A 13,464-nucleotide genomic window follows, 5' to 3' on the forward strand; every position below is an offset into this window, starting at 1 on the left:
ACCACGGCCGATACAGCTGCCGACCACGTCGGTGACAGGTATCGAGCTCAGGTGACAACTATCGCGCTCCGGCACAACAGCCACGGCCTTCCGGTCTGGCGCACCCCAGAGGCATAGAATCGAACATGTGAACGATGCAGCGGGGTGGGCTGCGCCGCTCACTCCCCCCGGACCTCCCGCGCCTCCTGGTCGTGGAGACCTACCAATCCGGGTCGTTGATGATCATCACGGGGCCGCCGAGCGCGCTTCCGGCCAAGGACGATCGACCGGCCTTGGAGGTCGCACGCCCGGACCGGTCACAGCCCGGGGATCCCGTTTCGCCGCATGTGCAGTTCGGAGCGGACGAGTTCGAGGAGACGGCCGGTCCAGTTGCGGCCGTGGCCGCCGTTCTCGCCCCAGAAGGCCGAGTTGATGTCGTCGTAGATCATGGTGGCGTCGTCCGTCGCGAGCAGGATCTCGGCCAGTTGGGGATGCTGGTCGTACTTGACACGGAGCAGTCGGGTCATGACGGCGGCGCGGACGTGCTCCCAGCCCTCACGGCGAGCTGCCGCAGCCGCGAGTTCGCGTGCCGCGAATGCCGTGTCCGCCGCCGCGATCGCACTGCGGACCTCCGGCTGAGCGACCGACAGGGCCCAGTAGGCGTGGGCGACGGAGGGGTAGACGACCTCCCCGACGGTGAGCGGGGCCGGGTAGTCGTTGCGCAGTCCGCGGTGACCGGGATCGGACACCGCCTCGTTCGGATACGACTCGAAGAGGTGGATCGCCGGGGCGTAAGCGACCTCCGGTCCGTCTGCCGGGACGCGCTTTTCGTGCTGCGCACGCCAGTGGGCGCGCTCCTCGAAGTACGCGAGGGCCCTGTCGTACGCCTCCGATGAGACCGGCGGATCACTCGGCACGTAGGTCCGACCGCCGGGCCCTGCCACCAGCACCCGCAGCGGCCAGTCCTTGCTGTCCATGTCGCCCAGCACGTAGCGGCGGTTGGAGGCCGGGACGGCCAGGAACGCGGTGTGTGCGGCGGCGCGGTTCTCCTCTGTCCGATCCGCGAGGAAGACGTCGACGGCGGCCAGGCAACGGTCGGTCGAGTCGGGCCGCTGGTTCAACTGGTCGATGGTGTCACGGACTTCGGCGACCACCAGTTCAGGGGTGAGCCAGCTCCGCGGCTCACTGAACTTCCAGCGCGCCAGATCGTGCGCGGATGCCTCGGCGCCGTCCGGGAGGGTGGTGGCCACCCGGCCGGTCCGCAGCTTCTCCTCGAACTCCTCGACGGTGACCAGGCCCCAGCAGTCGATGAGTCCGTCGGCGTAGATGAACAAGTCGGTGAGGAAGTAGCTGCCGTTACGGATGAAGGCGTGCCGCCAGGTCCCGGGTATACGGACGCCGTCCGCGGTGCGATAGGTGATACGTCTGCCGATCATCCCGCGATTGTGCCGGAGCGACCGCGGAGCGGACCTTGATTTCCCGGGGGACGAACCGCAGCGAGGCCTGCGCCGCTCGGGAGGCCCCCCGCCCGCGCGGGTGCCCCGGGCGGGCTTCCGGGTCAGGCCGTCCGGCGGCGGCGGGCGCGGAGCAGGCGGGCGCCCTTCACCGCGTAGACGGCGGTCATGAGCGCGAGACCGGCGAGGCAGAGCCAGGCCCAGGATGCCGTCAGGAAGAGGCTCAGCATCAGACCGACGAACATGAGCAGGCTGCCGAGGGTGTCCAGCAGGTCGAAACGCCCTTGGGAGCGCAGCGCGGGGTCGGTGTCGCGCATCCGGCGGATGACGGGGACGAGGCCCACGGACTGGAGGGCCGTCAGGCCGAGCGCGATCCATACGAACCAGTCGGGTATGTCCACGGCGCGCACTGTACCGCCCGCCGATCGCTTCCGGCCTTCGGGTGAACAGAGCCTGGCGCCGCCCGGACCCGGTGCTCATCCGGCCAACGCCCCACGAGCGAGAGCACATTCGGGGTTGGCGTGCCGTCGAAGGGCCCCCACCGCCTCCGCCGCGCGGGCCCTTCCTCCTCGCGGCCGGCTCAGACCGGGATGCCCGGGCCCCAGTACGGGCCGTCGTGTTCGCGGACCTTGCCGTCGTCGTCGAGGACCACGAAGCGGTCGAAGGTGCGGGCGAACCAGCGGTCGTGGGTGACCGAGAGGACCGTGCCCTCGAAGAGTTCGAGCGCCGCCTCCAGGGCCTCGGCGCTGTGCAGGTCCAGGTTGTCCGTGGGTTCGTCGAGCAACAGCAGCGTGGCGCCCTGCAGTTCGAGCAGCAGGATCTGGAAGCGGGCCTGCTGGCCGCCGGACAGCGACTCGAAGGTCTGATCGGCCTGGGCCTGGAGTTCGTAGCGCCGCAGCGCGGACACCGCCCCGCCGCGTTCCCGGCCGTCCCGGTCCCCGTCGCCCCGGCCCAGGATCTCCACCAGGGTGCGTCCGATCAGGTCGGGCCGCTGCTGGGTCTGCGCGAACCAGCCGGGCCGGACCCGCCCGCCGAGGCGGGCGGTGCCCGTGTGGGCGACCGGCTCGCCGTGCCGGTCCGGTTCGTGAAGCTCCAGATCGCTGCCGCCGGCCGCGAGCAGCCGCAGCAGATGGGACTTGCCGGTGCCGTTGGCGCCCAGCACCGCGACCCGCTCCCCGAAGAACACCTCCAGATCGAACGGCTTTGTAAGTCCCCGCAGTTCGAGACCCTCGCAGCGGACCGCGCGAAGTGCCGTACGGTCGCCGCGCAGCCGCATGCGGACGTTCTGCTCCACCGGGCGCTCCGGCGGTGGGCCGGCCTCCTCGAAGCGGGCCAGCCGGGTCTGCGTCGCCCGGTACTTCCCGGCCATCGACGCCGAGATCTTCGCCTGCTGCTGGAGGGTGCGGACCAGGTCCTTGAGCCGCTGGTGCTCCTCGGACCAGCGGCGGTGCAGCTCGTCGAGACGTTCAAGGCGCGCCGTACGGGCCTCGTGGTAGTCGCGGAAACCGCCGCCGTGCACCCAGACGCCCCCGGCCTCCAGGGTCAGCACCCGGGTGGCCGTCGCGGCGAGCAGTTCGCGGTCGTGGCTGACGTACAGCACGGTCTTCGGGGAGGCCGCCATGGTCTCCTCCAGCTGCCGCTTTCCCGGTACGTCGAGGTAGTTGTCCGGTTCGTCCAGGAGCAGCACCTGCGCACTGCCCCGGAACAGCGCCTCCAGGGCGAGCCGCTTCTGCTCTCCGCCGGAGAGGGTGCGCAGCTCACGGAACCGGGCCTGGTCGAAGGGCAGCCGGAGCGCGGCCTGGGTGACGAGGTCCCATTCGACCTCGGCGTCGTAGCCGCCGGCATCGCCCCACACGGACAGCGCTTCGGCATATCGGATCTGGACGGCCTCGCTGTCCGACTCCATCATGGCGAGTTCAGCACGTTCCATGTCCGAAAACGCTTGCCGCAATTCCGGCCGGGCGAGGGACACGAGGAATTCGTGCACCGTGGTCGAATCCCGCACCGAACCGATGAACTGGGGCATCACCCCCAGCCCGCCGACCACCCGGACGGTTCCGGATTCCGGCTTCAACTCGCCTGTGACCAGGCGCAACAACGTCGTCTTCCCCAGTCCGTTCGCACCGATCAGGGCTACCTTGTCGCCGTCCCCGACCCGGAAGGACGCATCGTGAAAAAGCATCCGACCGTCGGCCAACCAGTATTCAAGACCGGAAACCTCCAGAAATCCCATCGATCTCCCACCCCTCGCCGGCCGGTGTGACGCGTCTGAATCGGTTCAATCTCTCACGGCGGTCTTGAGCGAGAGAAATTGCCGTGACACCGTCGCCACCGACCGGCCGTTCGGGGCACCTCCCGTTCGGCTCGGCGACCACTGGGTGGTCGGAAACGGGCAACACCCGTGTTCCCGACCGCCCGTCCACTCGAAGAGAGGGGAAACACCATGGAGTCCAACGCTCAGCGTCCGGAGACCCAGGAGACCGCCGAACTGCACCAGGCGGACACGGCCGGCACGCCGGAGCTCGAGACCGACGGTCTCGTCTTCAAGCGTGAACTGCTCAACGAGTTCCTCGGCAACCGCGTCCGCAGCTGATCACCGCCGCCGGGCCCCGGGACCGTACACGGCCCCGGGGCCCGGCCGGCCAGCCGAATCGCCCGGCGCACCGCCGGCAGCCGACCGACCGGGGGGAGCCGTGACCGAAGTGGGCACTCCGTACGCCCGAGCCGAGGGCCGCGTCACCGCCCTCGTGGTGGACCTCGACGCCTGGCCGCTCAGCCTGGATCCCTTCCATGTCGTGGACTTCAACCAGGCCACGGTCCTGGACGCCCTGGTCGACCCGCTCACCCGCGACCTCGCCCACGGTCCCGGCACCGCGCCGTCCGCGCTCGCCTCGCTCACCCCGCTCGACGGGGACCGGGTCTGGCTGCTGCGGCCGGCCCCCGGACAGTGCTGGGACGACGGCAGCCCGGTGCGGACCGAGGAGATCGCCGCCGGGGTCCACCGGGCCTGGGGACCCACCGGTCTGCCGCTGCCCGCCGCCTACGATCCCGGCGGCACCGGCTCCCCAGTGTCCACCCGGGTCGTGCCCGACCCGGCGGACGGCTCTCCGGCCGTCGAACTGCGCTCCCCGCTGCCGCTGCCCTATCTGCCGCAGCTCCTCGCCTTCCCCGGCGCCGCGCCCGTCCGGGAGACGCCCGACGGCGGCTGGACCGCGAGCGGCCCCTTCCGGCCGGTCCTGGCCGACCGCGCCCGGGGCCGGATCGAGCTGCGCCGCAAGCCGTCCCGCCGTACCGGGCCCGGCACCCCCGAACGGCTCGCCTTCCAGGTGTACGCCGACCGCGCCGACGCCTTCGCCGCCCTGGCCGACGGCCGGCTCGACCTGTCGGTCAACACCGGCCTGAATCCTGATGAGTTCACCGCCGCGTCCGCCCGCCCCGGCGCGACCGTACGCGGCCTCTCCATGGCCTGCCAGCTCTGGGTGCGCCCCGGCCTCGACAGCCCCCTCGCCACCCCCGCCGGGCGCCGCGCCTTCTCCGCCGGGTTCGACCGGCGGTCGGCGAGCGCCCTCCTCCGGCGGGCGGCCCTTCCGCTCCCTCGCTACACGGACCTGTGGGAGCCGCGCGGGACGGACCCGGACGGCGAGGGCAGGCCCGTCGGGCCGCCGCCCCCCGGCCGCCTCCCGCCGCGAGGCCGGCGTGCCGAACTGACCTTGAGTTACGCCGACTTCGCACCGAACAGCGACGCCGCAGCCCTCGTCGCGGCGGACCTCCGCGAACGCTTCGGCCATCCCATAAGGCTGCGCCCGCTCTCGTACGAACACTTCGCGCGGGCCGCCGCCACGCTCGACTACGAGCTGCTGTACGGCATCAATCCGGCCCCGCTGGCCCATGTGGCGGGCTTCCTCACCGGCTTCCACAGCACCTCCGGGCAGGCCCGCGCCTTCGGGTTCGCCGAGCCGGCCGTGGACGCGGCGCTCGACCGGGCGCTGCGTACGGCCGGGGGGCCGGAGGCGGCGCGGGCCTGGCGGGAGGCGGAGGCGGTGGTGCTCGACCACGCACCGGTGGTGCCGCTGTTCCAGGTCAACAGCGTGACCCTGACCGGACCCGGGTGCCCCGCGCCCACCGTGGCCGCCACCGGCACCCCGCACCTGGACCACCCGCCCCGTACCGCCGTGCCCGACCGCGACCACTGAAGGGCCGTACCGCATGACGCACAGCCCGACCACCACCGCACCCGGCGCGGACGCCTCCGCGACACCCGGCACCGACGCCGCCGGCGCACCCGGCCATGCCCCCTTCCGCCCGGCCGACCGCTCCCCCGACGAACTCGCCGCCCTCGCCGCACTGCTGCGCGCCGACCCCGCCCGCCCCGTCCACCTCGACGGCTTCCTGCCGGACGAGCAGGCGTGGGCGCTCGGCGAGACGGTGCGGGCCCTGCCCACGTGGGAGGCCTCGGCCGTCCTGTGGAACCCTGACCGGCTCGCCACCCGACCGGCGACCCCGGAGGAGTGGCGCGCCGCGGCCCCCGAGGAGCGGGCCGCCGTCCGTGAGGTGGCCCGGGGCATCCCGGCCCTGTTCGACGACGGCTCGCCCTACCCGGCCGAGCACCGCGCCCGGCTCTCCGACTTCTTCGTCTTCGCCGGAATGGGCACGGTGCTGCGCGAGCTGCTCGACCGGTGGACGGCCCCGGGCGGGCCGCTGACCACCAACATCGAGTTCGCGCGCTACCGGTCCGGCGACACGCTCGGGGAGCACTCCGACGCCGAGTCGGACACCGTGTTCGTCCTCAACCTGTACCTGGACCCCGCCTACCGGGCGGGCGACGGCGGCGTCCTCGGCTTCCGCGACGAGGAAGGCCGCGAGCATCTGATGCCGCCCCGCTTCAACAGCGTGTCCGTGATGCCGATCCGGCCCGGCTGCGTGCACTGGGTCACCCCCTGGCGCGCCGACCGCGTCGGGCGCCACACGATCAGCATCGCCGCCGTTCCCGCGACCCCCGGTGAGGTGAAGTGACATGACACCCGGCATCGAATCCGGCCCCGCCGTGCCCGAGGAGGCCGTGCCCGAGGAGGTCGCGCCCGAGGCGGCCCTGCCCGTACCGACAGAACCCATGTCGCCGGCACCCGTACCCGCCCGGCCCGGCACCCCCGGCCCGAGCGCCGGCGGCTCCGTCGTCCTGGCCTTCCCCCCGCTGGTCGAGTCCAGCTTCGGCCGCTACTTCCCGTCGAGCGCCGTCCTCGCCGGGTTCCTGCAGAGCCGCAAGGTCCGCACCCACCAGTGGGACCTCAACGAGGAGTTCGCCCTGCACCTGCTCGACCCCGGCCATCTGGCCGAGGCCGGCGCGGGCCGACTCGTCGGCCTGGAAGGCTGCTACCCCGAGGAGATGAGCGCCGTCGCGGGCCGCTGGCTCGCCCGCCACCGCGACGCCCTCTTCGACGAGCTCGGCCGGCACATCTTCGCCGCCGAGTCCGGCCCGGCGTTCCTGCTGTCCGCGCTGGCGCAGCCGTACCTGATCGACCCGGAGGCCGAGTGGCTGACCGATCCGGCGCTGCTGCGCTCGGACCGCACGCTGGTCTTCCGCTCGTACTACGCCTCGCTCGGCCTGGCCGCCCGGCTGCCCGAGGACGCCCGCCTCCTGGGCGTGTCCGTCCCCATGGGTCCGCAGCTGGTGCCCGCGCTGCTGCTCGCGGAGGCCGTCAAGCGGATCCGCCCCGACGTACGGATCGTGCTCGGCGGCCCGACGCTCTCCCTGATGAACGAGGACGACCTCTCCCGCCTCCTCGACGTCCACCGTCAGGTCGACGCGGTCGTCCGTTTCGACGGCGAGGCCCCGCTGCTCGCCCTGTACCGGCAGGCCGACAGCGGCGACTGGCGGCCGACCGAGGTCGCGGGCGTCTCCGCCCTCGCCGCCGAAACCGCCGAAACCGCCGGAACCGGCGGAACCGCGGGAACCGCCGCAACCGCGACGGCCGCCGCGACCGCCGTCCACGCCCCGCCCGCGCCCGGGCTGCACCCCAACGCGCTGCCGCCCGCCGCGTACGACCCCGCGCTGATGGCCCGGCTCGTCGGCCACGAGATGGGCATCGTCCAGGCGCGCGGCTGCTACTGGGGCAAGTGCGACTACTGCGACTTCGTCGAGCTGTACGACGGCTCCCCGCCCTACCGGGGGCGTTCCGTGCAGAGCTTCATGGCGGAGCTCGAGCACCAGGTCAGCACGCACGGGGTGCGCCGCTTCGAGCTGATCACCGAGTCCATCCCGCCCGCGTTCGCCCGCCGTTTCTCCCAGGCGGTCATCGACCGCGGCCTGGACATCACCTGGAACTCCTTCGCCATGGTGGACCGGCGCTTCGACGCCGAACTGCTCCAGCTGATGGTCCGGGCCGGCTGCGAGTACCTCGTCATCGGCATGGAGACCACCAACACCCGCGTCCTGAAGCTGGTCCACAAGTCCGCGGACCGCGAGGAGAACCTCCGCTTCATCCGCGAGGCCCACCAGGCCGGCATGAAGCTGCGGATCAACCTGATCCCCGATCTGCCCTCCACCACTCTGGAGGAGGCCATGGAGTCGCTGCGGGACGTGGCCGAACTCGCCGACTGCGTGGAGTCCTTCACCGTCTTCCCGTTCGAGGCGACCCGATCCTCCGAGGTCGGCCGCCGCCCCGAGCGCTTCGGCCTGGTCGTCGGGGACGAGGACTCCGGGCTCGCCAACCAGGCGCAGTACGCGCTCAACCACCTCGGCAACATCGACCCGGCCATGACCCGCGAGGAACGCACCGGCGTCCACCGCGCCTTCCAGGACTTCGCCATCGGCCACGGCTCCGCCCATATGCGCCGCACCGGCGACGAGTTCCTGGACCGGCTGCCCGGTGAGGAGGAGACGTTCCGGCTGGGCGTCGCGTCCCTGGACGTCCTGCCGCGCGGTGACGAACTGGTCGTCACCCACGTCCTGCGCCGCGAGCGCACCGTCCTGCCCGCCGCCGTGGCCAGGGGGCTCGCGCCCTGGCTGGACGGGAAGCCCCTGACCCGCCGCGACCTGACGGACGCGTACGGAACGGCCGGCGGCACGGCGGTGCTTCGGCAGCTCGTCGAGGCCCGGATGCTCACCGCCGTGGCTGCCACCGGACACCCGGAGCCGGCCCTGACCTGAGCCCGCGCCGCCACCGGCCCGAATCGGCGACCCGCCGGACCGATCCGATCCGGGCGCGCCCCGCCCGGTCCGCTCCGGACCTCCCGCGACCCCTCCCCCTCCGCCCCCACCCGTCCGTGAGGAGAACCATGTCCAGCACCACCACACGGCCGTCGTCGCCGGTTCCGCCGGCCCTCGCCGGCGCCGCTCCCTACGTCGCGCCGCAGTACCTGACCGCGTCCACGGTCGAGCTGCTGCGCGACTGGTACCACGGGGAGGCGGTCCACCCCCTGCACCTGCGGGACTTCCTGCGCCCCGATTTTGCCACGGACCTCGCCGCCGCGATGCGCGCCATCCCCACCTGGTCGCGGCACGCCGCCAAGTACGAAGGCCGCCTGGGCAAGACCGAGTTCTGGGACGACGACGTCGACGGCCAGGACGAGGTCACCATCGCCCAGTTCGTCGTCAAGGACATCCACGCCCTGCTCGACGAGGGCGCCATGGACCCGGCGTACCAGCGCACCCTTCAGGATTTCTTCGTCTTCTCGGTGCTCTCCGACGCGCTGCGCGACTGGATCGGCTCCGGCACCGGCCTCGTCCTGCGCAAGCGCACCACCATGGAGCTGGCCGCGTACCGCCGTTCCGATGCCCTGGGCGCCCACCAGGACCTGGTGCCCGGCCGGGTCCTCGCGGTCAACTTCTACCTCGACGAGGAGTACACCCCCGAGTCCGGCGGACGGCTCGCCTTCCGCCACGGCGAGGACGAGGAGTTCTTCGTCGAACCCCTCTTCAACAGCGTCTCCCTGATGCCCATCCGCGAGGACTGCTGGCACCGGGTCGAGCCCTTCACCCGGGACGCCGTCGGCCGCTACACGATCGCCATGGGGCAGCACCTGGAGGGGAGCTGAACACCGTACGCCTGCTGCCCGCCGTCGCCGTCCACGAGACCCCGGACGAGACGCTGCTGACCCTCGGCCCCCGGCTGCTCCGCATCGGCGGGGCCCGGCCGGGCCTGGGCGAGGCGTTGCGGCGGCTGCGCGAAGGGACCACACGGGAGGCGCTCGGCGCGGCCTGGCGCCCCGGTGCGGCCACCGCGCTCCTCGCCGAGCTCCGCGAGCTGGGCTGGGTCACGGGCGAACCGGCCGCGTACGGTACGGAGTTCGCGGGCGAGTCGTACGAACGACAGGTCGACTACCTCGGCCTGTTCACCCCGGACACCGGCGCGGCCCAGCACCGGCTGCTCACCGCCCGGGTCGGGGTGATCGGCCTCGGCGGCATCGGGGGCATCGTCGCCCAGCACCTGGCGGCGGCCGGTGTGGGGAGGTTCTGGCTCGTCGACGACGACCGGGTGGCCCTGCACAACCTCAACCGGCAGTTCACGTACACCCGTTCCGACCTGGGGCGGCCCAAGACCGAGGCCCTGGCCGACTATCTGGGCGCGATCCGGGCCGGTGCCGAGATCGTCGGCGTACGGAGGCGGATCGCCACGACCGGTGACCTCGCGGCGTCGCTGCCCGAGGAGCTGGACCTGGTGGTCGTGGCCGCCGACACCCCGCCCGGACTGCCCGCCGTGGTCGCGGACTGGGCGGCCCGCACCGGCACCCCGACGGCGATCGGCGCGGTCGCCGTCGGCGTCGGCCTGTGGGGTCCGGTGGTCGACCCGGCCCGGGGCGGCTGCTGGACCTGTTCCGAACGGGCCCGGCGCGCCGGACTCACCGACCACGACCGGGAGTTCGAGGACCGCTCCACCGAACCCGCCCCCTTCTCCTTCGGTCCCGCCAATACAGTGGTCGCCGCCATGCTCGCGCATGACATCGTCGAGTTCCTGTGCAGCGGAACGTGCCCCACTCTGGGCCGGCGGGCGGCCCTGGACTTCACGCGTCAGCAGATCACCCACAGCGAAGAGAGCACGTGCACGTGTCCGACGACCTCATGACCGATCAGCAGCAACTACCGGAGCAGCGGGCGGGCGACAAGCCGCCCCCCCGGGAACAGGCCACCGGCGGACGGCCCGGGGAGAAGCCGAAGAAGGCTCCGTTCCGGGGCACCGGCTTCCTCCGTCTGTGGACCGGCGAGACCCTGTCCCTCGCCGGCACCGAGATCACCTTCATGGCGATCGGCATCACCGCCGCGACCACCCTCGCGGCCACCCCGTGGCAGATGGGCGTCCTGGAGGCCGCCGAGTCCGCCGCGGTGCTGCTGCTCGGCCTGTCGGCCGGCGTCTGGGCGGACCGGTACGAGCGGCGCGCCCTCATGATCGTGGCCAACGCGGCCCGGGGACTGCTGCTCTTCGCGATCCCGCTGCTCTTCTGGTTCGACGCGCTCACCATGCCGGTCCTGTACGGCGTCGTCTTCCTGGTCGGCGCCTTCACCCTGCTCTTCGACAGCGCGATGTCGGCCTATCTGCCCCGGCTGCTGCCGCGCGGGCAACTGGAGCGCGCCAACTCCTGGATGGAGGCCAGCACCTCCGTCGGCACCGTCGCCGGACCGGGGCTCGCCGGTCTGCTCATCCAGGTCGTGAGCGCGCCGGTCGCCCTGGTCGTGGACTGCTTCTCGTACGTGATCAGCTGCTTCACGCTGGCCGGTCTGCCCAAGGCCGCTCCTGCGCCCGCCGATCCGGCGGACGACGGCGAGCGCGAGGACAAGGGCGGGCACGAGGGCGAAGGCGAGCGCAAGGGCGACGGCGAGGGGGCGGAGGCCGGGGAGCGGGAGCAGCGGGAGTCGCACCGCAAGGCTGTGCTCAAGGGGCTGCTCGTGCTGCGGGACGACCGCATCCAGCGCCCGATGATCCTGGCCGCCACCCACTTCAACATCTTCCACGCGATGTTCTTCGCGGTGCACACCCTCTTCGTGCTCCGCGTCCTCGGCTTCAGTCCGGGTCTGCTCGGCGCCACCAGCATGGCGGGCGGCGTCGCCGGTCTGCTCGGCGCGTCCTCGACCCCGTTCCTCACCCGGCTGTTCGGCCAGGGCCGGGCCCTCGTCCTCGCGTACGCCGCACCCGGCGTCTCGGCGGTCCTCGTCCCGCTCGCCGTGCAGTGGGACAACCGTGCGCTCTCCATCTTCCTGGTGTCGGCCTCCACCTTCACCTGGACCTTCGCGGTCGTGGTCAACCTGGTCATCAGCGAGACGGTGAAGCAGAGCCTGGTCCCCGACCACCTGCTCGGCCGGGTCACCGCCACCACCCGCTTCGTCAGCTGGGGGTGCCAGCCGGTGGGCGCGCTGCTCGGCGGCTGGCTCGGCGGGCGCTTCGGTCTTGCCGAGGTCATGTACGTGTCGGCGGCCGGTCTCCTCACGTCGGCGCTCTGGCCCCTGCTCAGCCCGGTCCGCGCGCTCCGGGGCACCGAGGGCGACGCCCTCCCGGGCACCGGGGGCGGGGACGGCGACGCGGGCGGCTCGCCGCTCGGGACGGCTGCCGCCCCCGCCGACGACACCCCCCACCCGAAGACCGCGCCTCCCACCGAGCCGTAGGAGCACCGTGCCCGTCCTCAGCCCCGTCCGCCACACCCTCTCCAACGGTCTGAGGGTGGTCGTCTCCCAGGACCCGACCGTGCCGGTGGCCGCGGTCTGCCTCTGGTACGAGGTGGGTTCCTGTGACGAGCCGCGCGGCCGGACCGGTCTCGCGCACCTCTTCGAGCACCTGATGTTCCAGGGCTCGACGCATGTGCCCGCCGGCGAGCACACCGCGGCCGTCGAGGACGCCGGCGGGCACACCAACGCCGCCACCGGCTTCGAGCGCACCGTCTTCCACAGCCTCGTCCCGGTCGGCCAGCTGGAACTCGTGCTGTGGCTGGAGGCCGACCGCATGGGCGGCCTGCCCGACGCGCTGACCGCGGAGAGCCTGGCCACCCAGCGGGACGTGGTCCTGAACGAGCGCCGCGAACGGTTCGACAACGTCCCCTACGGGACGGGCTGGGAGCAGCTGGTCGCCATGTCCTTCCCGGCCGGCCACCCCTTCCGGGCCATGCCGGCCGGCAGCCCCGAGGATCTGCGGGCGGTGACCCTCGACGACTGCCGCGCCTTCTTCGGCCGCCACTACACCCCGGACCGGGCGATCCTCTCCGTCGTCGGCGACGTCTCCCCCGAGGCGGTCGTCGAGCTGGCCGAGCGCCACTTCGGGCACATCCCGCCGTCCGGTACGGGCCCCGGCGCCGTCGGCGCCCTGACCCGCACCGTCGCGCCAGGCGCGCCTGCGGACCCGGCCGAGGCGCGGCGGCACGTGGTGGAGCCGGTGCCGGGGCCCGCCTTCATGGCCGCGTACCAGCTCCCCGCGTACGGCGAACCCGGGTGCGCGGCCGCCGACCTGGCCCTGACCCTCCTCGGCGGCATGAGCAGCCGGGGCCTCCACGACCGGCTGGTGCGGCGCGACCAGCTCGCCCACACGGCGCGCGCGTCGCTGATGCCGCTGCGGCGGGCACCGTCCCTCGGCCAGCTCAATGTGCGGGCCCCGGCCGGGACCGCTCTCGCGGACATGGAGCGCGCGGTGGACGGGGAGATCGAGCGGCTCGCCGACGGCGGGGTCACCGACGACGCCCTGGAGGGGGCGCGAGCCCAGATCCGCCGGGACTGGCACGACCGGCTCGCCCACCCGGCCGGCCGCGCCGACGAACTCTGCGCCCAGGAGGCGTACTTCGGCGACGCCGCCCGCTGCGACCGGCACCTGGCGGGCGTCCTCGACATCGGTGCGGCGGAGGTCGGCGCGGCGGCTGCGGAGCTGCTCGCCCCGGCGCGGCGCGCGGTCCTGACGTACGAGCCGGCGCGGGAGACGGGGCCTTAGGAGAACGACCTCTAGGGGTACGGCCCGTAGTAGTACGGCCCCCTAGGGGTGCGGCCCTTGGGGAGACGGCCCGTCAGGCCGTGCCCAGACAGCACCACCTGGCCCCGCATCCGAAGCCGTCTCCGATCCCC

The 13,464-nt window shown here is 73.0% G+C and carries 11 protein-coding genes; 8 read left to right on the top strand and 3 right to left on the bottom strand.

The features are described 5' to 3' along the window. Nucleotides 1-296: 296 nt before the first annotated feature. From V4Y03_RS04125 to V4Y03_RS04135, 3 genes are all read right to left on the bottom strand, one after another. The gene (locus V4Y03_RS04125) at nt 297-1,415 is read right to left on the bottom strand and encodes an NADAR family protein (RefSeq protein WP_332434032.1); all 1,119 of its coding nucleotides are present in this window, start codon (nt 1,413-1,415) and stop codon (nt 297-299) included. 122 nt (nt 1,416-1,537) lie between these two features. Continuing rightward, on the bottom strand, nt 1,538-1,834 hold the full coding sequence (locus V4Y03_RS04130; protein WP_332434033.1) for a hypothetical protein: 297 nt from the start codon (nt 1,832-1,834) through the stop codon (nt 1,538-1,540). A 179-nt stretch (nt 1,835-2,013) separates the two neighbouring features. After that, a complete protein-coding gene (locus tag V4Y03_RS04135) occupies nt 2,014-3,666 on the bottom strand; it encodes an ABC-F family ATP-binding cassette domain-containing protein (RefSeq protein ID WP_317875725.1) in 1,653 nt (550 codons plus the stop codon). 210 nt (nt 3,667-3,876) lie between these two features. Between V4Y03_RS04135 and V4Y03_RS04140 the strand changes: the two genes are divergently transcribed. The 8 genes from V4Y03_RS04140 (at nt 3,877) to V4Y03_RS04175 (ending at nt 13,333) form a co-directional block, all read left to right on the top strand. Further along, nucleotides 3,877-4,026 carry a hypothetical protein gene (locus V4Y03_RS04140; RefSeq protein WP_317875724.1) on the top strand — a complete coding sequence of 50 codons (150 nt, stop codon included), beginning with the start codon at nt 3,877-3,879 and terminating at the stop codon, nt 4,024-4,026. 100 nt (nt 4,027-4,126) lie between these two features. After that, entirely contained in the window at nt 4,127-5,626 is a 1,500-nt protein-coding gene (locus V4Y03_RS04145) for an ABC transporter substrate-binding protein (RefSeq protein ID WP_332434034.1), read from the top strand. Between the two features lie 13 nt (nt 5,627-5,639). Beyond that, a complete protein-coding gene (locus tag V4Y03_RS04150; protein ID WP_332434035.1) occupies nt 5,640-6,446 on the top strand; it encodes a 2OG-Fe(II) oxygenase in 807 nt (268 codons plus the stop codon). 1 nt (nt 6,447) lies between these two features. Next, complete coding sequence (locus tag V4Y03_RS04155; protein ID WP_332434036.1) at nt 6,448-8,580, top strand: radical SAM protein; 2,133 nt, start codon at nt 6,448-6,450, stop codon at nt 8,578-8,580. 128 nt (nt 8,581-8,708) lie between these two features. After that, a complete protein-coding gene (locus tag V4Y03_RS04160; protein WP_332434037.1) occupies nt 8,709-9,467 on the top strand; it encodes a 2OG-Fe(II) oxygenase in 759 nt (252 codons plus the stop codon). Nucleotides 9,468-9,583: 116 nt separating this feature from the next. Beyond that, complete coding sequence (locus V4Y03_RS04165) at nt 9,584-10,495, top strand: HesA/MoeB/ThiF family protein (protein WP_332434038.1); 912 nt, start codon at nt 9,584-9,586, stop codon at nt 10,493-10,495. Beyond that, nucleotides 10,477-12,027 (top strand): MFS transporter, encoded by a 1,551-nt coding sequence (locus tag V4Y03_RS04170; protein WP_332434039.1) that lies wholly within the window; start codon nt 10,477-10,479, stop codon nt 12,025-12,027. The genes V4Y03_RS04165 and V4Y03_RS04170 overlap by 19 nt, the downstream gene beginning before the upstream one ends. A 7-nt stretch (nt 12,028-12,034) precedes the next feature. Then, complete coding sequence (locus V4Y03_RS04175) at nt 12,035-13,333, top strand: M16 family metallopeptidase (protein WP_332434040.1); 1,299 nt, start codon at nt 12,035-12,037, stop codon at nt 13,331-13,333. Nucleotides 13,334-13,464 lie beyond the last annotated feature (131 nt).

The sequence above is a fragment of the Streptomyces sp. P9-A4 genome (assembly GCF_036634195.1).
GTDB lineage: Bacteria > Actinomycetota > Actinomycetes > Streptomycetales > Streptomycetaceae > Streptomyces.